Raw genomic sequence first — 22,270 nt, 5'->3', positions numbered from 1 at the left:
GACTATTTCTAATCTCAAGCGTTAGTCTAGTTGGCCTGCTGTGCCGTGTCAGTGGATGCGCATTATAGGGATATCTCAGAGCTGCGCAAGCGCTTTTTTAATAAAAAATGATGTTTTTTCAAAAAGCTATATTAAGCACACAATACTCACCAACTACCCCCAGACTTATCCACAGAATCGCAGTTTTAGATTACTATTTGCGCACCGGGATAATGAGTCTAGTACAGTATTTTTGAGTTGCACTAAGTATTTTCAACTAATTTCATATTTAAACCATTTAATCCTGCTTCACTTTACGTATTTAGGCCGCCATAAGGTTATAAAGCCACACTTCATACCGATGACTATACAATGACATGTGTTAACTACAGCCTCCTTTGTTCGGTAGAACACTTGCTCGCTGAATCGTAAAACCAGCTCACTATAAAAAGTGCTGCTATATGTAGAAGGGAGATAAACTGACTTGTCAGCTAGATTAATCACGCAGCTACATAACATTAAACTGAAACCCAGACGCTTTTCCACATCCAAGTTAAAAAGCAAACCGACGTAGCACCATTTATCTCCTATCAAACACCCCCTAATTACTGCGGGTGATTACAGACTCCATTCAGCTTACCTTAAGACTTTAACCGTTAATCTAGTATTGAAAGGTAAATTTATAGATTTAGAGTGATCCCTATAGCATTGCCGAGATAGTTCACTTCACCCACTAGTTAAGACATGTTTGAATAAATAAAATCATTTATTCTTGCTCGGAGTATTATCATGCACAATAACGTCAAAGCATTGCTTGCAACCACTATGCTGTTTTTTAGTAGCCAAAGTATGGCCAGTGGCGGTTGCGCATTCGATGACAAACAAGCAGGCTTTATGGCCACTTGCAGTGAGGAGAAACAAGAAGTGATTTTAACTGGAACTGTAGAAGCACAGAAAATGGTTACCGAGCTTGCAGACTTTAAAGAGGGTTATGCAGACTATAAAGTTGATAGCACTGCTATCGCCCCATTAAAGGACATTAGCACTGCGACTGAAATAACCGTGATTATCGGTACATGGTGTCCAGATTGTCACCGTGAAACACCGCGCTTTATCCGTATTATGGAAGAGCTCAATAATCCAAATATCAAAGTGACTTATATAGGTGTCGATAGAGCCAAACAAGATCCAGAAGGCTTAGCCGCTAAATATGAGTTCACCCGTATACCGACTATTATTGTTGAGCAAGACAACAAAGAGGTGGGTCGGATTGTAGAAAGACCTGAAGTATCGCTAGAAGTTGATTTAGCTAACATCTTAAAGTAGTCAGCTTATATAGAAAGAAAAGGCACTCATTGAGTGCCTTTTTTATTATCGTCTATATAAGTGACATAAGTGACGACTTAGAAGCTTTGACTAAATGATACCCAGTAGCTACGACCCATGATGTCATATAGGTCTGTACTATAAGTACCATTTTGCTCAAATGCCGGCTTTTCATCAGTTAGGTTATTTACACCTACGCTAACAGAGTTATTCCACGGCATCATATATGTGTAGGTGATAGTCTGATAAACCACAGAGTTTATCTCATATTTTGAGTCATCATCATTAAGGTCATCTGTTGACTGGCCATCAATGTAATCAGCTTTATAGAACAAGCTATGATCATCGGCAAATAGATAATTGGCACTAAAACTTACGCGATCATCCGGAGTTTCCGATGTTCCCGCCCAGTTACGAGAAACAACTAGTTCACCATCACTTGGAGAGCTATCGGTATATTTAATATAGTGAGACCAAGCTAGACCAAGTTTAAACTCACCCACTTCAGTTTCAAATGATGCTGCAATATTAGTATCAACACCTTCACGCTCTGCTTTACCAAAGTTCTGCAGTACATTATCCATCGCAGTCAGTTTGCCCGAACCGTTCTGAGAAATGCTTGTACCTGGGTATAAAAGTGAAATGTCTGGACGTGCAACACCTTGCTGATCAGCCGCCTCCCAGAGCTTCGCTTGCTGATACACCAACTCGCTATTATTTAATTGACCAATTAAGTCCTCTGTCTCAAGAACCCAGTAATCAACGGTCATGTTAATATTATCGGTAATATCCCAAACCATGCCTAAATTATAACTTTCTGACTTTTCAGGGCCTAAGTTTTCATTCTTATCAACTGAAACTGGAATGCTATTCTCAATATCACAATTACCGACTACGCCTGTTTGCTCATAGCACTGTAGATAGTTAGTTACGTCATTCCAACCTTCACTAGGCGTTTGGTTTAACTGTGCAAGGCTTGGTGCTTTAAAGCCCGTACCCCATGACGCACGAAGTAGTAATGGTTCAAACAAGTTATATCGAATAGAAACTTGTGGATTAAACGTATCACCAAAATCTGAGTAATCATCATATCGAGCAGCTAAGTTCAACTCTAGGTTGTCTAAGATCGGAAGCGTCATTTCTGCGAATACTGCAGTAATATCACGCTCACCTTCACCACCAGAGCCGCCACTTGCACCTTTAATCAAACCAGCTTCTGATAAAGCATCTACTTTAGAGTCGAGCGTCTCTTCACGATATGAAGCACCGACATACATAGCTGCAGTACCAGCATCAAGTTCGAACAAATCAAATCCAGCTCCACCGCCTAGCTCTGCATAAGAAGCAGTCTGGCGCATATCGAAGTTTGCCATGCCACCACTTGGTACTGCTGAATTAGGATCACGAGGATCCCAACCGACAAATGAATTTGTCGCATCATCCCATGAACCAACAAGATCCGTTGATGCACCTTTTAACTCGTAACCCGTACCCCATACGAAGTTGTCGTAGCGGTTATACGTTGCAGAGAAATCCCAATCAACATACTCAGTGCTTCCTTCAAGACCAAGTAAGATGTCATACATGTTGTCATGGTTTTCACGAATACGATTACCGGCTGTATCATAACGATATAACATGCCCGCACCTTCTGGAGTGGCAACAAGATCTAAGCCTTCTGCAGTCGTATACGCTGGCATTGCATCAGGGAAAGAAATGTATCCAGGTACCGGAGCTGATTGATCAATTGTTTTGTTTGCAGCCCAATAAGCACGAGCCGTAAGCTTAATATCATCAGTAATATCGTAGCTATAGTTAACCAATGTATTGGTTCTTTCACGGTCGACATCAAGTGCCGCTGCGTTAGTGTAGTCATATGCACAAAGCGTATCACCAGGGTATGCACTGTCAGACACTGGACCGATGAAGTCATCACCATATACTTCAGAACAACTCAAATCGGCATTAGAGAACGGAGCTTGATATGCCCAACCACCATTTGAACCCATATCAATTGTTCGACCAGTAGGGCTAACATTCACCCAGCTTTGGAAGTCTGTTGGGTCTTCACCATCTCTCACGTGTGCAGCGGTATACGGACGCTGACTGTATAGAATCTTATCTTTCTTATAATGTTCCATGGTAAAAACTAAATTACCATTTTCAGAAGTCAGACCACCAGTGAACGAGAAAGAGTGGTTATCGCCACCTTCAGCTTCTGCTTGCTCAGCACGGGCTTTAAATTCGATACCTTCGAAGCTTTTCTTCAAGATAACGTTTACAACACCCGCGACTGCATCTGTACCATAAATAGCAGATGCGCCATCAGATAGAATCTCAATACGCTCAATAGCTGAGGTTGGGATGGTATTGATGTTTGCCGCTGCGCCACCAAGAACTGGTGATTTAGCCATACGCTGACCATCTAGCAAAACCAAGGTATCACTAGCACTCGCGCCTTTAAGTTGAATAGTAGCTTGAGAAGACCAGCTGTTGTTTGCTGTACCGCCATAAGAGCCAAATGAGTTCAAAGTCGATGCTCGCAGTGCGTCACCTACAGTAGAGAAACCAGCTACAGCCATATCTTCTGCCGTAATTGTCGTCACTGGTGTAGCGCCTTCCATATCAACACGCTTAAGGCGAGAGCCCGTAACTTCAATGCGCTCTACACTATCATCTTCATTTTCAACTGCATATGCTGGTGTAGATAATGCTACAACCCCACCACAAGCCAAGCTTATAAGCTTAGCGACTTTATTAAATTTCATCTTTCATCTCCCAAGAATGTAATTTTTATTAGTGCTATTGCTTAAGGGGGCATATTCAAAACTAAACAAGCCACAACAACAAAACAAAGCGATAACATAATTATCACATACTGTATTTTGTATGCAATATATTATTTTCATGGTTAATTCAGGTTATTCTCATAAACAGACTATTTATTCAAAAAGCCGATATTTGCGTTTGTTTCCATACAATTTCACCGACAACAAGACTGAACCTAAGCAACTAAAAAATAGGTTTATTTTCGTATAAAATATACAGCCAAATAGGGGTAAGCTGGGATCACGCAACAACATAGAACCACTAAAAATGCAGAATAAATAAAAAGTATTTATTCACATTCTAAGTGTTAAACATTGCTATTTATGCTTCAGGAGGAGATATGTCTCTAAATAAAAAAGGCCGCATGAGCGGCCTTTGTCTACGAGATTATATTTAGAATTCGTAACGAGCAATAACCGAGAAGAAGCGCTCTTCTTGGCGGTCTGTCACCATTCCATAGTCAGGATTTAATTCAAGTCCAGAATCACCATAACGTGCTCTTTCTTCATTGATATTCGTCGCTGAATCAGAGTCCAGTACGTTATAAACAGTCCCTTTAATAGTAAAGTCACCTTCGAAAATTTCTGTCATATAAGTTAACGAAAGATCGATATTTGTCACCCAAGGAAGGTTACCTGCGCTGCCACGTGGGGCAGGATTACCGTTTTCATCGTAGTGAGACGCTTGGTCATAGTAACGACTAATACAATCATCCCATGGATTCCCAGCCGCACAACTATCAACACCTTCTGGATGCTGTGAGAAGTAACTCTGTGGGCGACCAGAGGTCACTCGAGTAACAAAGCCAAATATCAAGTCTTCAGTAATGTCATAAGCACCACTTAACTTAAATGAATGTGTATGATCGTTTGGCAAATCACCATTAGAGTGATCCATTAAATCACCATAGTCATACGATGTTGTCCAACCTGGATCCGCTTGGTTGTTATCCGTTTTAACTAGGCCCTCTGTATTACCGTAACTATGAGACCAAGTGTAAGAAGAGTTAATACGTAAATCATCAGTAACAGAACCATCTAGAGTGAACTCTAAAGCAACATATTTACGCTCAGCTTCTGGTAATGCCATTTCTTCGGCAGTAAGGTTTACGTTATCAACTTGACCATCACCATCAAAGTCATAAGAAAGGCTTACATCTTCACCAGGATTAAGTAGTACGTAATAAGAGCTCTGACCAACATTATCGGTAATACCTAGCTCAGCCAACTTCTTTGCTAAAACAGGTCCTACGTCTGTATCTTCAACACTACGCCCCAAATCACGGTATATACCACGAACACCAGCGGTCATAGTTTCAAATACTTCTTGCTGATAACCTAAAGTAAATTCATCGGAGTACATAGATTTAAGCGATGAAGACGCTATTAGACCAGGCTCTGTGATGCCTTTTTGGCGGTACCACCGGTCACGCAGCATTGCACCACGACTTGGTGAACCGTCCGCTGTAATAACAGGGTGCCCATCAGCATCGACCTGATCGAGCTCAGAGTATTCAAACCACTCTATAGAAGAGGAACCTTGAGTGATGTTCATGTTTGCAGAAACAGGTTGGAAATAACGGCCATAAGTCGCAAACACTTTAGCTTCACCGTCACCAAATACATCATAAATAGCTTGTACACGTGGTGCGAACTGATCTTCCATCTTTACATAAGCACGCCCATCTGAAACCGTGTTTTCGAACTCGCTATATCGTAAACCTAGGTTTAATACTAAGTTATCTGTTGCCTGCCAAGAATCATTAATATAAAAAGCTGTAGAGGTGACTTCAGAATCGGTAAAGCGCTCACGAACACGGCGTTCAATATAATCCTCACCAGCAATTTGCCCTGAAACGCTGTCGTCTCCTGCAGTGTAGATTGACCACCAACCTTGTGCATCACCAATACCATTCTGAGAAGATGAGTAATCAACCTCCACTTTCGTGTAATCAACACCAAACTGAATTGAGTGTTCTTCTAAATCCCAGCTGAAATCAATACGCGCTTGATCACGGGTGTAATGCTCTTCAGAAACTGATGAATTCGTGTGCTGGCTTAACGTGACAGACCCATTTCGATCATCCCAAACACCTGGGTTAGTTGATGCTACGACATTCTCAACATCTTCTTGTACACGACCTACAACCGCGGAGACAGAGAATGTGTCAGATAAATAGCCGTTATAATTTAAGCTATAAACTTTACCACCATCTTCACCAGGTGCATCGACACCTTGCTTTTCGCCAACAACATTGGTTTCCCAATCGTAAGCATAGACTTTATTAGTCCATGTACGCTTGTTATTCATTGCCGAAAAACCAATTGAATGGTCATCTGTCATATACCAATCTAACTTGGCAAACCAACGGTCTTCTTCACGATCTTTGCTCGTTTTTGTCGTTTGACCTGCCCACTCAGATTCTTCTCTTCTTGGTGCAAATAGGCCGTAAAAGAATAATGAATCTTCAATAATTGCACCACTTGCCCAAAGCTGCAGCTCTTTAAAGTCATAGCTCTCTTGCTGAGTATTAGTATCTATCTCACCGCTTGATTGGTAGATATTGTCTTGTGAAGAACGTAATGATGATGGGTCCCAGCGCGCCTCAGCACCAAACTTAAATTCGTTTTCACCTGATTTTGAAACCGCATTAACAATACCGCCTAATGCGCCACCATACTCAGGGCTTACACCACCGGTTTGAACTTGAGTTTGCGAAATAGCTTCCCAAGGAAGACGAATAGAGCCCATCCCAGTACGAATACTTGTTACATTAAGGCCATTAAAGTAATAACCATTTTCGGCAGCCGATGAACCACCAAAACTTGATGCACCATTAAAGTTAGAACCGCCAGGTGCGGCAGTACCCGGTGCTAGTAACGCGATGCTTTCAAAGCCACTATTTACAGGCATTGATTGCAGCTCATCTTGAGTAAAGGTTAAGCCTGATGTTGAATCGGACATATCAACGCGACGGATCATGCTACCTGATACTGCAATACGCTCTACGTTATCAGCACCTTCAGAGTATAGCTTTCCGTCTAGAATCACAGGTTGTCCAAGGTTCACCTGAATGCCATTCTCTTGATTCTGCTCGTAGCCATCTTTAGTAATCGTAATATCGTAGTCACCTACAGGCACATTACGTAAAAGGTAATCACCTTTTTCATTGGTTTCAACCGTAAACACAAGACCCTTAGTCATATGTTTAAGCGTAATAGTTACATTAGACAGGTTACTACCTGAAGCATTTTCAATGTGACCTTTTACAATACTTGTATCGGCGGCCATAACGGATGGCGCAGACAAAAACAACACAGAACCCACGGCCAAAGCCGCTAGTGTCTTCTTTGGCGAAAATCGTTTTAAAGCGTTACTTCCAGACATAATTAATTCTCCCTTAAATCTTCTTTTAGTAAGCGCTTAGTTAAAATATTTATTAGTGATTTTGAGTGCAAAACATCCAAGCGCAACAAAACATTAACATAGTTAATATATTTTATACAATGTACTTTATTCAAAAAGTGCTTATAAATAGAGGGGTACAGACTCATCGGAGAGAGGAAGCTCAAACGTTAACGGGATACTGAAAGTTAATTTGTTAACATATTTAACAAGTTAAGAGGGGAATGATTATCACTGGTCATTACTGGAGATAATTGAACTGAATTACAGTCAGCAAGAGTATTTACTCACTAAAAAGTGCGCTTAGGTACACAAGCTTGATAAGGGGATGAAGGGGTTTTATTATTTCAATAATGCCATACTATCGAAGCTTAATTCTATTTCTACTGTCCGGTTTAGTAACACTAATTAAGAGTGTCTGCTAATTGATTGATTAACAGATCAAGTTATTAACCCTCACAACACCGAGATCGATCTGGACTAAATAGCAACATAGAAAGGAGAATGTTTAGCGAGGAGCTGCAATATAGAAAATAATGCAGAAAAACTAAATATGACTAGCTAAGGTTTGCAATACGCCTTCACGAAGCGCGCCACCAGAAAGAGATAAGTTTTGTATTTCAAGTAACTCAAATAGCGCTAATAAAATTGACACACCGGCGGCAAATGTTGGGGCTCTTTCTTGATTTAGCCCAATAATCTCGACCATTGAAGCATCGTTTTGCGCTAACACTTCTTGTTTTAGGCTCAGTAAAACATCCAAGGTAATTGTAGATGACTGATTACGATGACTAAGTAATTCTACAACAGACTGCACACTACCAGAGGCGCCAACAACACAATGCCAACCCAGTGTTTTAAGAGCAGATAATTGCTCACCGAGGACACTTTTCACCTGAGCTTTGGCATCATCAAAATCCAACTGCTGGAATGGATAGTGACTAAAAAAAGTCTCATTAAAAGTGACACAACCAATGGCTAAACTGGTTTTAAGTAGGACCTTATTACCATCACCAATAATAAACTCTGTGCTTGCCCCGCCAATATCAATAACAAGACGGCGCCCTTCACCTTCTGTTGTCGCAACCATACCTTGATAGATAAGCTCAGCTTCACGCATGCCAGAGATGATTTCAATTGGATGGCCGAGGATGGGGAGAGCTCGACGACAAAAATCATCGGAGTTAGAGATATTTCTTAACGTTGCCGTTGCGATAACAGCAATATTACGGGCAGAAACACCTTCCTTTTTGAGCATGTCGGCAAACATGGTCAAACAGTCTAAACCGCGTAATAACACCTCTTCACTCAACGAGCCGTCAGCTTGGATGCCTTCGGCTAAGCGGACTTTACGTTTGTATTTCGCAATAATTTGGGGTTGCTGGCCCACTGTTCTAGCGACCAGCATATTAAAACTATTCGAGCCTAACGTAATGGCTGCGTAAAGAGGTGTTGTCATTGAGCTTCGCTTATGAATGTCTACGCGTTCTGTCGTGACGACGTGGGCCACTACGTTGACCGCCTTGGGGGCGAGCACTACCGCTACCTGTACCACGAGTATTACGAGTATGAGTACTAGGCTTACGATGAATTCGCACTGGTGGCGGAATATCATCAAGCAGCGCATCACTGTCGTATGACGTTACAGGAATTGAGTGCTGAATATATGTCTCAATTGCTGGTAAGTTAAGTGCATATTCTTCACATGCAAAGCTAACCGACACCCCTTTTTGACCCGCACGGCCTGTACGACCAATACGGTGCACATAGTCTTCGCAGTCATCAGGCAAGTCATAGTTGTATACATGAGATACATCAGCAATGTGTAGACCACGAGCTGCAACGTCAGTTGCGACTAAGATATCGATTTCGCCCTTAGTGAATTGCTCCAGAATGCGTAAACGCTTCTTCTGCGGCACATCACCTGTTAGCAAGCCTGCGCGATGTCCATCACCTTCAAGCCATGACCAGACTTTTTCACAGCTGTGTTTGGTATTAGAAAACACGATGGCTTTTTCTGGCCAGTCTTCTTCAAGCAAAGACAATAGCAAAGGCATCTTCTCCTCCATTGATGGATAGAAGATTTCCTCTTTAATATTCTTTGATGTTTTCTCGTTTGGTGCGATCTCAACTTTTACAGGCTCATTCATGTGGTCATAAGCAAGTTCTTGCACTTTCATCGAAAGCGTTGCAGAGAACAACATATTCAAACGTGATTTAGCATCAGGCATACGTCTAAATAAGAAACGAATGTCCTTAATAAAGCCTAAATCGAACATACGATCCGCTTCATCAAGTACAACAGCTTGAATGCTACTAACATTGATCACACCTTGACGCACATAATCGATAATGCGGCCAGTGGTACCAATCAATATATCAACGCCTTTATCTAATACTTTGCGCTGAACTTCGTAGCCTTCACCGCCGTATACGATACCCACTTTTAGGCCAGTATGCTTAGCCAGTAGGTTCGCATCTTTAGCGATTTGAATAGCCAACTCGCGAGTCGGTGCCATGATAATCGCGCGAGGCTGATTTAGTTGGCGCTCCGCTGGGATCGGCGTAGATAGAAGGTGGTTAAAAGTGGCGACTAAAAAGGCCAGTGTTTTACCCGTACCTGTTTGTGCCTGACCCGCTATATCTTTTTTTTCTAATAAAATGGGTAACGATAAAGCTTGAATTGGAGTACAAAACTCAAATCCAGTTTCGTTAAGTGCCTGATGAACCTCTTTATGTAGAGGAAAGTCAGCAAACTTCTGTGTAGATAAATGTGTATCGCTCATAGCGCAGGCTTACCTGTAAAAGGTTGCAATAAAAAACTTGATCGTTTGAAATAGCGATAGAATTTTATCACGGAAAATTGGTGCACACTCGGAGAAACGTTTATCACGCTATTTTAGGCATCAGTGACGGAATCATCATTCCCTCTATTTTTACGATGCAATGAAATTTAAGCGTGTGTTTACCGTTCTCTTAGGACAATTTTAAACGCTTCTAGGCGTTAAACGTCGTTGACGTAGGCTAACTATGCCTGTAAATCAGCGTCTTGTCTAAAGCGTTTTAATGTACTAAAGAGTGCCGACATTAATATTTGCGTAACTTTTAGCTTGAAAAGTTATTTTACTGACCCAATATACAGGTTAAGCCATTAACAAACCAGCAATGGCAACTAAACTGGAGAACACCATGAGCGACAAGATTGTATACCTAAGCGACGATAGCTTTGAAAATGATGTAATTAACTCTGAACTACCAGTTCTGGTTGATTTTTGGGCTGAATGGTGTGGCCCATGTAAGATGATCGCCCCAATCTTAGATGACGTGGCTGAAGAGTACGAAGGTAAGATCACAATCGCTAAGTTGAATGTTGATCAAAACAACGTATCACCAGCTAAATACGGCGTTCGTGGCATCCCTACATTATTACTTTTCAAAGCAGGCGAGCTAGCTGCAACTAAAGTAGGCGCACTATCAAAGACTCAACTTAAAGAGTTTATTGACGCGCAAATTTAACTGCGAGTATACCGTTTAATCAACGATTGCACGGTATTAAGTGATTCCCGACACAGCTTCAATAAGAAAATGTGTCGGGTTGAACTAAACTTCTAGACGCCCCGCCCTGTTAGTGCTACTTTAATAACCAGAAACATTCTTAATTAACCCACTTCTCGCTATCCGATCGATATTCAATAAGCTACAAAACCTTTGATCGTAGATGGCATTGCCACGTACAAAACAAGACCCACCACGATGAATTTATCAGAATTAAAAGACACCCCAATATCAGATTTAGTCCAGCTTGCTCAAGACATGAAGCTAGAAAATATGGCTCGTGCTCGTAAGCAAGACATTATTTTCTCTATCCTTAAGGCCCACGCTAAAAGCGGTGAAGATATTTTCGGTGGTGGCGTTTTAGAGATTTTACAAGATGGCTTTGGCTTCCTTCGTAGCTCAGATGGTTCATATTTAGCGGGCCCAGATGATATCTACGTATCACCTAGCCAAATTCGACGCTTTAACATGCGTACTGGTGACTCGATTTTTGGTAAAATTCGTCCACCAAAAGAAGGTGAGCGTTATTTCGCCCTTCTAAAAGTGACCGAAGTTAACTTCGACAAGCCTGAAAACTCTCGCAACAAAATCCTTTTTGAAAACTTAACACCTTTGCATGCAGAAGAACGTATGCGCATGGAGCGTGGTAACGGTTCAACTGAAGATATTACTTCACGTATTCTGGATTTATGTTCACCAATTGGTAAAGGTCAGCGTGGTCTTATCGTTGCACCGCCAAAAGCGGGTAAAACTCTATTACTCCAGAACATGGCGCAAAGCATCACTAACAACAACCCAGAAGTGGTGTTGATGGTACTGCTTATCGACGAACGTCCTGAAGAAGTAACCGAGATGCAACGCATGGTTAAAGGTGAAGTGATTGCTTCTACCTTCGATGAGCCAGCAAGCCGTCACGTGCAAGTTGCCGAAATGGTAATTGAAAAAGCAAAACGCTTAGTTGAGCACAAGAAAGACGTTGTTATCTTACTTGACTCGATCACACGTCTAGCACGTGCTTACAACACGGTAATCCCTTCATCTGGTAAGGTACTTACTGGTGGTGTTGATGCCAATGCTCTACACCGTCCTAAGCGCTTCTTTGGTGCAGCTCGTAACATCGAACACGGCGGCAGCTTAACTATTATCGCTACCGCGCTTGTTGATACCGGCTCTAAGATGGATGAAGTGATTTACGAAGAGTTTAAAGGTACAGGTAACCAAGAGTTACACCTTTCTCGTAAAGCAGCAGAGAAGCGCGTCTTCCCTGCAATTGACTTCAACCGCTCAGGCACTCGTCGTGAAGAGAAACTAACGACTCCGGATGAACTACAGAAGATGTGGATCCTACGTAAGATCCTTAATCCAATGGATGAAGTGACAGGCATGGAATTCCTTATCGATAAATTGGCAATGACCAAGACTAACGATGAGTTCTTCACTGCAATGAAACGCGCTAAGAGCTAATTCGCTTTTAATATACCAACCTAGGTCGGTATAAACTAAAAAACCGCATTCGTGCGGTTTTTTTGTATCTGTTGTTTCCCCAAAAATTTTTGCGACTTAACACTTTTTATCCAAAACTTATGTTACCCCAAACGCACTACTCCATATAATGCTTCACACGTGCTAGGCGCTCCTTACTGCGGTCTCTAAGCATATCCCTCAGCAACAAAATCACTGGCGTCACATGCTCCCGCCCAGGGCACACAAGATATAAATCGGCCTCTTCCCCTTGATAATCATTAAGCAAAGGCACTAAACGCCCCGATTCGATATCATCAGTCAGATCTAACCAAGACTTAAATACTAGCCCTTGGCCTGCAACGGCCCAGCGACGAGCGATATCAGCATCATTACAGGTACGGTTAGCGCTCACTCTCACTTTATGTTGCTGGCCATTTCGATTAAAAACCCATTGGTCATGGGTACGCTCATCCAACATAAAAAATAAGCAATTATGCTGTGGTAACTGCTCCAAGGAGCTCACCTCACCAAAGCGCTTAATGTAATCCGGCGAGGCGCAAAGTACCCGGCGTGAATTACAAATTTTAAAGGCCACCAGCGCTGAGTCTTTAGGTTTACCTGAACGCAGCGCCACATCAATCTTGTCATGATAAAAATCCGACAAGTTATCACCGATATGTAGACGCAACTTTAGCTCTGGGTACTCAAGTAGAAAGGCATCAAGCCAAGGAAGCAAAACATTACGACCAACATCAGAAGGCACCGACAGACTCACAACACCAGAGATACTCGCCTGAGTACTTTCTATCGCTCGTTGACCCACCTCTAAATCGGCTAGCGCACGCCGACAATGAATAAGATAGCGCTCACCCGAATCGGTTAACCTTAAGCTTCGAGTACTACGAATAAATAAGGCTGTACCCAACTCCTTTTCTAATCGTTTGAGCCCCGCGCTCGCCACCGCAGAAGAAATATCTAACTCAACAGCCGCCGCGGTGAGGCTACCGCAATCGGCTACCCGTACAAAAAGTCTGAGATCGTTGAGTTGCATTATCAAAATTCCATTTGTAAATATAGCTTTATTATAAGTTGATTGTAGGTAAATGGCGGCTAAACGTCACCCACAAAAAAGCCTGCATCTGCAGGCTTTTTCAATCGTCGCGCTAAGCTAGTACGTTATGGATAATACGTAATAGCTTAGACAAGTGTGACTGCCATCTTACGACGTAGATACGCAATCTGCTGCATGTGCGGTAAGTCTTTAGGGCAATTATCTTGACAACCCAACAACGTCATACAGCCAAACACACCATCTTGATTACCAATTACATGATAAAAGTCTTCTAGTTCACGACCATCTCGACTATCGAGTTCAAAGCGTGCCAACTTCATCATGCCCACAGCGCCCACAAAGGTGTCACGCATCTGCTTAGTCGCACAGGCCGATACACACACGCCACACTCTACGCAGCGCTCTAACTCATATAGCTTGGCGGCTTCGGCAGGATCCATTGGCGTTTCTAAACGGTGCACATCAATGTCGTCACTAATTGGGTGCAGCCACAGCTTTAAGCGCTCAGCCAGCTCACGCATAAACTTACCTGTATTAACCGATAGATCGCCTATCAACTCAAATCCCGGCAGTGGCATCAAAGTGATATCACCTTTAGGGTACTTGCTGGTCAATGTACGGCAAGCCAAAGTGGGGAAACCATTGATCACCATAGCACAGCTGCCACAAATACCTGCGCGGCAAACAAAGTCAAACTGCAATGAAGTGTCTTGCTCTTCGCGCAAACGATTCAATGCGATAAATACTGTCATGCCCGGTGTTTCTTCAAGTTGATATTTCACCATTTCAGGCTTGTCACCCGGAACCTGTGGATCATATCTGAAAATATTGAAGGTTAAGGTACGGCCTGTTGCCGTTTCTTGGCTCATTTCGCGATCTCTCCTGCGCTCAAGTTATCAAGCGTGTCACTTAAACGTTCGTTCTTTGGTTTTAATGATTCTGGGACGTCAAACGGCATCAATGCATGTTGCTGCTGATGTCTGTCCGCATCGGGCCCTAGCTGAGCTAAGATCTCGCTTATCTCCTGCTCACGCCTAGCGGTATCCGGATGAGCGATAGCATTATCAATACCGTAACCACGATATCCTGGAGGCAACTCCATCGTCATCACATCTAGCTGCTCATACTCAAGCTGCGGCGATAAACTATTAGCATCTGGCCAGCTCGATAGGGTACGGTTCAACCAATCTTTATCATTGCGCTGCGGAAAGTCTTCACGGGCATGAGCACCGCGGCTTTCAGTGCGCGCTGCAGCCCCACAAGCGACCGTGAGTGCCACTTTAAGCATGCGCTTAACCCGTAGCGCTTCTACAAGCTCAGGGTTTGCATGACGCTTATGACATTTAAGGCCGATAGCATGTGAACGCTTAAGTAACGCTTGTAGCTCAGCGACGGCTTTATCGAGCTCAGGGCCGTTACGGAAAATCCCCACGTAATCCATCATAATCCGCTCCATCTCTTTGCGGATAGCAAACGGACTTTCACAGCCCTTACCTTCTACTAGCTCATCAATTTCACTGCGAACTTTATCAACGAATGTTTCAACCAGACCTGTGTTGATCTCTAGGGTATTTTGCTGGCAAAAATCGGCCACATACTTGCCAATAATCATGCCGCCAACCACTGTTTCGGCTAATGAGTTACCACCAAGGCGGTTAAAGCCATGCATATCCCAACAAGCGGCCTCACCGACACTAAACAAACCTTTAAGCTGTGGGCTTTGTCCGGTCTTATCGGTGCGAATGCCGCCCATAGAGTAATGCTGAGTCGGTCTCACTGGGATCCAGTCTTTAGCCGGATCGATGCCTAAGAAGTTTTCACAGATCTCTTTGACTTCACGTAGATTGGTTTCAACATGTTTACGCCCCAGCAAAGTGATGTCTAACCATAGATGTGGGCCATAAGGACTATCGACTCCCTTACCTTTGCGCATATGTTCAGTCATGCGGCGCGACACCACATCGCGTGAGGCAAGCTCTTTTTTCTCTGGCTCATAGTCAGGCATAAAGCGATGACCATCTTTATCACGCAGTAAGCCACCATCGCCACGACACCCTTCGGTGGTAAGAATACCCACAGGCACAATAGCCGTTGGGTGGAACTGCACCGCTTCCATGTTGCCAAGCTTGGCTACGCCAGTTTCAAGTGCCAACGCCTGGCCAACACCTTCGCAAATGATCGCGTTAGTCGACACTTCATAAATACGCCCATAACCACCAGTAGCAATGGTGGTCGACTTAGCGACATAAGCTCTCAATTCGCCCGTGATTAAACAGCGGGCGACAACACCATGGCAACGTTTACCGTCATGAATAAGCGACAAGGCCTCCATGCGTTCGTGTACCGGAATATCCATCGAGATCGCTTTGTTATCTACCGCATACAAAAGCGAATGTCCAGTACCGTCGGCGGTATAACAAGTACGCCACTTTTTAGTGCCACCAAAGTCACGGGCATTAATTAATCCATGCGCCTCTTCAGCCTCTTCAATAGTCACCTTCTCTGCGTTGACGACTACTTGGCGTGGACCTGCGGTAACACGCGTCCAAGGCACACCCCAGTTTGCTAATTCGCGTACGGCTTTGGGGGCGCAATGGGCAAACATGCGCGCCACGTCCTGGTCACAGCCCCAGTCAGAACCCTTTACCGTATCTTGAAAATGTACATCTTCGTCATCACCCATACCTTTAACGGTATTGCCTAAACTTGCTTGCATGCCACCTTGCGCCGCCGCGGAGTGCGAACGTTTAGCAGGAATTAATGACAGCACAACAGTATCTAGCCCACGCTCTTTAGACGCGATAGCCACTCGTAATCCAGCAAGTCCAGCGCCGATCACTAACGAATCGGTATATATCAGTTTCACACGTGCTCCTTAAAGTAGGGTGCAGAGTCAGTTTATGTTCTTATTGTCACCAGCTATCTATCGATTGGTGTAAGGTAAAAATGCCAGTAATGAGGCGATACCAACAACAATGAAAACAACGCTAATGATGGTTTTTATTTTTTTCAGTCTTATGCGAGTGTTTAAATCTTTCGCCGCCCCCCATTTCACCGCGAGACGATACATACCTATAGCAGCATGTAATTCCACACATAGCAGCAGAGGTAAATACAGCAGCCACACACCTTGCTCCCAGATCCTATCAGCACTGCCATAAGGACCAATGGTTTCTGGTGCCGCGCCTATCAACCACAAGTGCACAGGCAGTAGCAGTAAAATCACTACCCCCGTTATCGCCTGCCATACCCACAACCGGGTATCACCATGGTTAACCACGTTCAGCTGCAGTCTTAAGGCTTTTTGCTGACGTAAGTTAAGGGGTAACTTATGGATTGCCACCAGCACATGTAATAATACTATGGCTGCAATCAACACCGCAATAATAGAGACAACCCAAGGGTATCCATGACCATCATCGCTCAGAAAACTGAGCTCCATCGTCTTAGCAACCCAAGTCATGGCCCCTTCTCCCAGTAAAATGGAGGAGACCAAGATCAAGTGCGTCCAGAGAAACACCGCTAATAGGCCACCGGAAATACTCTGACTAAGATCTAGCCACCCACTCCAATTACTGCGATTGGTTATTTTATTCATTCGCCGCCCTATCTTTAGTAAACGCTTAACTTGTTAACCAGTTAGTTACAATGTCGCCCAGTAATAGGCATTTAACTGTGAGATAGATCAACAAAGCTGCGATTAGTTTAGTAAAGATTAATTAACGACTTTAGCTTAAGGTTCACGCACCCAAGTACGGCTAACTTGGTCGATAGGCCTCTACTGGTAGAGTCAGCTCACTGCCAATCAAAATGTAGGAAGCTAAGCTGAGTAAACCGATAGCGATAAGGTAAATAATCAATACCTTAGCCAGCTTACGCAGACCGGTGCGTTTTTCAGTAAATCCCCACTTAACGGCCACACGATATAAGCCAATCATGGCGTGTATAACCACGGCAGGTAGTAAAAAGATATATAGCAGCCAAGCGTTTTGATGATAAACGCGCTCAGCTGATAGATTAGGGCCAATCTCAGGATTGGCAATCATGGTAAACAAGTGAACTGGCACTAAAAAAAACAGCACAAAACCCGTCGCTAATTGCCAAAACCAAGCATGGCTATCTTTGTGGTTAATGACAGCCATATGGCGTCTTAGAGCCCGCCACTGTCCAAGCTGGGCAGGAAAACGACGCAAAGCAACTGCTGCATGCAACATCACCACAACCAACATAAATACAGAAAAGACTTTGGTCACAATGGGAAAGCCATGACCAGTAGAACTAAACATTCCGCCCTCTAAAAACTGCACTACCGTATAAAACGCATCTTTTCCAAGTAGAATACTTGACTCGAAATGCAAATGAGCTAATAAGAAGCAACCCATCATCACGCCTGTAATGCTTTGTATTTTATCTGCTTTTGCAGATGCTGGATGTCCTTTACCGATTACGTAGGATGCTAACATTATTCTTGTCTTGTTTGTCTTATGCAAAATAGTGGGATTTACACTCTAACAAGATCTTTAGCAGCAATTGGACAGCGGAATGATTTTCGTGATCTAACTCACCACGCTTAACGCAAGCGTTAGACGTAGATCACAAACCACCCCAATAAAAATGAACACTGGTAATACCATTTACCCAATAAAATTCAATATGTTGAACTACAAATTAAAACGAAAAAACCTCAATCAAACCAACCAAGAGCGCACACTTAAACTCATCATAAATCAGCATGTTCAAAGAATAGTGAGATGATTTCCGATCTAACATTCACACTCAAACCTGCCATGGTTTACAATAGCCTCATATATCTAGATAACGAGAATGCTCATGCCTTGGATCCAACTTAGAATTGACACTGACGGCCAACATGCCGACACGATTAGCGACCAGCTGATGGAGGAAGGGTCACTTTCTGTTACCTTCGAAGACGGTAAAGACAACCCAATTTACGAACCGACTCTGGGCGAAACCCCATTGTGGAGCCACACCGTCATCATCGCGCTATTTGAAGCCGATTTTGATTTAGCGCCTGTCGTAGAGCGTTTAAAGCTGCTTCCGTGCCTAGGCGATAGTTTCGGCCACAAAATTGAACAAGTTGAAGACAAAGATTGGGAACGTGAATGGATGGACAACTTCCACCCGATCAAGTTTGGCGATCGCCTCTGGATCTGCCCAAGCTGGCGTGAAATCCCCGATCCAACTGCAGTCAATGTCATCTTAGACCCAGGTCTTGCTTTTGGTACAGGTACCCACCCTACCACTGCACTGTGTCTAGAATGGTTAGACGGCCTAGATTACAACAATAAAGATGTGATCGATTTCGGCTGTGGCTCAGGTATTTTAGCGGTTGCAGCACTTAAATTAGGTGCAGAGCGCGTAACAGGTATCGATATCGACTACCAAGCTATTGAAGCCTCTAAAGCCAATGCTGAGCGCAATGACGTGCAAGACAAACTTGACCTCTACTTACCAGAAGATCAACCTGCCGATCTGCTTGCCGATATCTTAGTGGCAAACATTCTTGCGGGTCCACTGCGTGAACTGGCACCACTGATTGCAGAAAAAGTTAAACCAGGTGGCCAATTGGCACTTTCAGGCCTACTGCAAGAACAGGCAGAAGAAGTTTCTGCCTTTTATAGCGAGTGGTTTGATATGGACGAGCCTGCTCACAAAGACGATTGGAGCCGCTTGACAGGTATACGCAAATAACAGTAATGCGCGGCGCTTTCTGCGCCGCCACTGACTTCTCACTAGACAAAAGTCAAGCAAAAAAGTTGCCCCCAGGTCATTTATTGACCTTTTCACAGGCTTGAAAAAGGCGTACTATAGCGCCCCTTTGACGAGCAAGGTGTTTTGATAAATGCAGATTGGACCCTATCGCCTGAAAAATCAGTTGATCGTGGCCCCAATGGCAGGCGTCACAGACCAACCCTTTAGAAATCTCTGTCTACGTTATGGCGCAGCCTTAGCCGTGTCGGAGATGCTTTCATCCAATCCTGATGTTTGGGATACCGATAAAAGCCGCTTGCGTATGACACACGCAGGTGAAGACGGAATACGTTCGGTTCAGATTGCGGGTTCAGATCCTGAGTTAATGGCCAATGCCGCTGTTGTCAACGTACAACAAGGGGCACAGATCATTGATATCAATATGGGCTGTCCAGCAAAGAAAGTGAATAAGAAGCTCGCAGGGTCGGCTTTATTGCAAGATCCAGCTCAGGTAGAAGCAATTCTACGTGCGGTGGTGGCAGCAGTTGATGTTCCGGTGACGCTAAAAATTCGAACGGGATGGGCTCCAGAGCACAGGAATGGTGTTCATATCGCCCAGATTGCAGAAGATTGCGGTATTGCTTCATTAGCCGTTCACGGCAGAACGAAGCAGTGCATGTACAAAGGCGATGCCGAGTACGACACAATTAAAGCAATTAAAAAACAGATCTCGATACCCGTTGTCGCCAATGGAGACATTTTAACCCCAGAGAAAGCACGTTTTGTGCTGGATTATACTGGTGTGGATGCCCTGATGATTGGACGAGGAGCTCAAGGACGACCTTGGATATTTAGGGAAATCCAACATTACCTGGATACAGGTAAAAAGCTAGCGCCCGTTGAGATGGATGAAAAGCGTCAAGTTATGCTTGAACACCTTAAGTTACTGTACAACTTGTATGGCGATTATAAGGGCATCCGCTTCGCAAGAAAGCATGTTGGCTGGTACCTAGACCAAGAACAACAACGGCCATTTCGAAGCGAGTTTAATCGACTCGAAACCGTTGAAGAACAATGTTCCATGGTGGAACGCTATTTTGATGAATTTGTTGCATATTAATAAAGAGCAGAATACGAATGTTTGATCAGACTACTCACACTGAAGTTCACCCACTTACTGTTGGCAAAATCGAAACCGCAAGTGGCGCTATTAAGCCACAATTACTACGTGATGCGGTAAAGCGTGCTGTCACCAACTTTTTCGCTCAAATGGACGGGCAAGAAGCTGAAGAAGTATATGAAATGGTGTTAAGCGAAGTTGAAGCACCTCTGCTAGATATCATCATGCAACACACTCGTGGCAACCAGACTCGTGCTGCCAACATGCTAGGTATCAACCGTGGTACGCTACGCAAGAAATTAAAGAAATACGGCATGAACTAAGACTAACGTCTTAACTTGTTGTATTGAAACGGGCTTTCCAGCAATGGAAAGCCCGTTTTGCTATGCGTGCTACACACCGTGCTACACACGGACAATTTCATCATCGTGATATCCGCCTCTCTTCTTCTTTCCCCTATGATTTAATCTTCCTTCCAAAAATAACTATACCCAAAGCAGAGCATCTCAACCGCCTCGCACCTACCTCGAGTTAATCAATGGACAAACACAGATTATTTCCCAATTGCCCTAATCGTGAAAATGACAAAATCCACTCTTCAGATATTGCTCTTCATCAAACATCACAAGAAATAACCCCTGAAGATGTATATATGGCAAAACATAATCCAGTAGCTTCTCAAGGGATGGCTACAACTCAAAACATTTTTACGTCAATACAGTCCCTCAAACCAATCACCTTTCAAGAAAGTCAGCTAGATGAGATATACCTATTACAACAAGCTGAGATCCGAGAGAAAACAGCGCAAGTAGAGAGCCAACTAGCCTTACTTAAACGTCACCTCAAAGACGCGCCAGAAGAGATAAAGTACTTTCTTGATAAGACGGTAACTGACAGCATTCAACTTGGTGAAAGCATCGGGGAGTTCAACGAGCGAATCGATGCCCTTCAACCAATGCGGAATGATAAGCAATATACTCAAGACAGAAAATTGGGACCTCAGAAACAGCAGCAAAAGTACTATCAACCCTTTCAAGATTTAGTTAATGATATTGTCCTGATGCTGGAAACCGATACACAACTGCGTTTTCCCACTAAAGAAAAGCTAGCTAAGTCCATAATCAATATGATCTCTACTAAGCGTCAGGATTGCCTAAGTAGCAAAACTATCCAAAAATATATTAAACAAAGCAGAACAATCAAAGCTAGTGGCGGTCACCCCTCTAAGAACACCACCACAGAAAACGAGCTCAAATTATGGCTTGATACCCACTTTACTCATAAAGTTGACCAATATTTCATCAGAAAATCTAAATAATCAAACTAAACCGGTACCTCTGCTAGCAGAGGTACCTGTTTCCAACTTTATAAACTCTTAATAATTGGCTCATCAAATACAAACCAATTAAAACTGGAGTTTACAAAGTGAAACGCAATTTTATACAAACAGACCGCTTCATTCGCGAAGCAGAACGTAAAGCAATTACCTCTATATCACGTACAACAGCTTGGATTCTTGAACAACAAGGACAATTTCCCAAGCGACGCCGCATATCCCAAAGTAGCCGCTCTGTAGGCTGGTTGCTATCAGAACTCATTGAATGGATCGAATCACGTCAATCTGTCAAATAAGGAGCTATAAAAATGACACATAAGCAACTTGATCCTTTAGCAATGTACATAGATCAAAATAGAGTCGTAATGAGACCTGAAGTCCAAAAGCTATTAGGAGGGATCAGTCGCTCAACATTAGGAAGAAGGGTTAAGTCAGGCGAATTTCCGTCACCTAAACTGACAATAAAACGGCA

Annotated in this window: 17 protein-coding genes; 8 read left to right on the top strand and 9 right to left on the bottom strand. The window is 43.4% G+C overall.

What is annotated here, in order from left to right; translation table 11 throughout:
* Positions 1-768: 768 nt before the first annotated feature.
* On the top strand, positions 769-1,305 hold the full coding sequence (locus ACVBIK_RS10665) for a thioredoxin family protein (RefSeq protein ID WP_447162631.1): 537 nt from the start codon (positions 769-771) through the stop codon (positions 1,303-1,305).
* A gap of 77 nt (positions 1,306-1,382) precedes the next feature.
* Here ACVBIK_RS10665 and ACVBIK_RS10660 read toward each other — a convergent pair whose 3' ends face one another.
* From ACVBIK_RS10660 to rhlB, 4 genes are all read right to left on the bottom strand, one after another.
* Complete coding sequence (locus ACVBIK_RS10660) at positions 1,383-4,073, bottom strand: TonB-dependent receptor domain-containing protein (RefSeq protein ID WP_447169654.1); 2,691 nt, start codon at positions 4,071-4,073, stop codon at positions 1,383-1,385.
* Positions 4,074-4,527: 454 nt separating this feature from the next.
* Positions 4,528-7,521 carry a TonB-dependent receptor gene (locus tag ACVBIK_RS10655; protein WP_447169653.1) on the bottom strand — a complete coding sequence of 998 codons (2,994 nt, stop codon included), beginning with the start codon at positions 7,519-7,521 and terminating at the stop codon, positions 4,528-4,530.
* A gap of 565 nt (positions 7,522-8,086) precedes the next feature.
* A complete protein-coding gene (locus ACVBIK_RS10650) occupies positions 8,087-8,998 on the bottom strand; it encodes a Ppx/GppA phosphatase family protein (RefSeq protein ID WP_447162634.1) in 912 nt (303 codons plus the stop codon).
* Positions 8,999-9,008: 10 nt separating this feature from the next.
* Entirely contained in the window at positions 9,009-10,325 is a 1,317-nt protein-coding gene (rhlB, locus tag ACVBIK_RS10645) for an ATP-dependent RNA helicase RhlB (protein ID WP_447162635.1), read from the bottom strand.
* Positions 10,326-10,728: 403 nt separating this feature from the next.
* On the opposite strand from rhlB, the gene trxA reads away from it, so the two are divergent.
* Both trxA and rho read left to right on the top strand, forming a co-directional pair.
* On the top strand, positions 10,729-11,055 hold the full coding sequence (trxA, locus tag ACVBIK_RS10640; protein WP_447162636.1) for a thioredoxin TrxA: 327 nt from the start codon (positions 10,729-10,731) through the stop codon (positions 11,053-11,055).
* A 237-nt stretch (positions 11,056-11,292) separates the two neighbouring features.
* On the top strand, positions 11,293-12,558 hold the full coding sequence (rho, locus tag ACVBIK_RS10635; protein ID WP_447162637.1) for a transcription termination factor Rho: 1,266 nt from the start codon (positions 11,293-11,295) through the stop codon (positions 12,556-12,558).
* A 136-nt stretch (positions 12,559-12,694) separates the two neighbouring features.
* On the opposite strand, the gene ACVBIK_RS10630 is transcribed toward rho, so the two are convergent.
* From ACVBIK_RS10630 to ACVBIK_RS10610, 5 genes are all read right to left on the bottom strand, one after another.
* Positions 12,695-13,609: a LysR family transcriptional regulator gene (locus tag ACVBIK_RS10630; RefSeq protein WP_447162638.1), complete on the bottom strand. Its 915-nt coding sequence runs from the start codon at positions 13,607-13,609 to the stop codon at positions 12,695-12,697.
* Between the two features lie 146 nt (positions 13,610-13,755).
* Positions 13,756-14,499, bottom strand: coding sequence for a fumarate reductase iron-sulfur subunit (locus tag ACVBIK_RS10625; RefSeq protein WP_447162595.1), 744 nt, complete (start codon positions 14,497-14,499; stop codon positions 13,756-13,758).
* Positions 14,496-16,496 carry a fumarate reductase flavoprotein subunit gene (locus tag ACVBIK_RS10620; protein ID WP_447162596.1) on the bottom strand — a complete coding sequence of 667 codons (2,001 nt, stop codon included), beginning with the start codon at positions 16,494-16,496 and terminating at the stop codon, positions 14,496-14,498. The genes ACVBIK_RS10625 and ACVBIK_RS10620 overlap by 4 nt, the downstream gene beginning before the upstream one ends.
* Positions 16,497-16,553: 57 nt before the next feature.
* A complete protein-coding gene (locus ACVBIK_RS10615; protein WP_447162597.1) occupies positions 16,554-17,228 on the bottom strand; it encodes a fumarate reductase cytochrome b subunit in 675 nt (224 codons plus the stop codon).
* A gap of 160 nt (positions 17,229-17,388) precedes the next feature.
* A complete protein-coding gene (locus ACVBIK_RS10610; protein ID WP_447162598.1) occupies positions 17,389-18,120 on the bottom strand; it encodes a fumarate reductase cytochrome b subunit in 732 nt (243 codons plus the stop codon).
* A 340-nt stretch (positions 18,121-18,460) separates the two neighbouring features.
* Between ACVBIK_RS10610 and prmA the strand changes: the two genes are divergently transcribed.
* The 5 genes from prmA to ACVBIK_RS10585 all read left to right on the top strand — a co-directional run bounded on the left by prmA (position 18,461) and on the right by ACVBIK_RS10585 (position 22,094).
* Positions 18,461-19,342: a 50S ribosomal protein L11 methyltransferase gene (gene prmA / locus ACVBIK_RS10605; protein ID WP_447164381.1), complete on the top strand. Its 882-nt coding sequence runs from the start codon at positions 18,461-18,463 to the stop codon at positions 19,340-19,342.
* Positions 19,343-19,493: 151 nt separating this feature from the next.
* Positions 19,494-20,462, top strand: coding sequence for a tRNA dihydrouridine synthase DusB (gene dusB / locus ACVBIK_RS10600; RefSeq protein WP_447164380.1), 969 nt, complete (start codon positions 19,494-19,496; stop codon positions 20,460-20,462).
* Positions 20,463-20,479: 17 nt separating this feature from the next.
* Positions 20,480-20,785, top strand: coding sequence for a DNA-binding transcriptional regulator Fis (fis, locus tag ACVBIK_RS10595; RefSeq protein ID WP_012153658.1), 306 nt, complete (start codon positions 20,480-20,482; stop codon positions 20,783-20,785).
* A 215-nt stretch (positions 20,786-21,000) separates the two neighbouring features.
* A complete protein-coding gene (locus ACVBIK_RS10590) occupies positions 21,001-21,780 on the top strand; it encodes a hypothetical protein (RefSeq protein ID WP_447169652.1) in 780 nt (259 codons plus the stop codon).
* A gap of 107 nt (positions 21,781-21,887) precedes the next feature.
* A complete protein-coding gene (locus ACVBIK_RS10585; protein ID WP_447169651.1) occupies positions 21,888-22,094 on the top strand; it encodes a helix-turn-helix transcriptional regulator in 207 nt (68 codons plus the stop codon).
* Positions 22,095-22,270: the final 176 nt, after the last annotated feature.

It is taken from the genome of Shewanella sp. 125m-1 (genome assembly GCF_052977065.1).
Note: the sequence above shows the minus strand (reverse complement) of the source record. Positions and strands in the feature narration are given on the sequence as shown.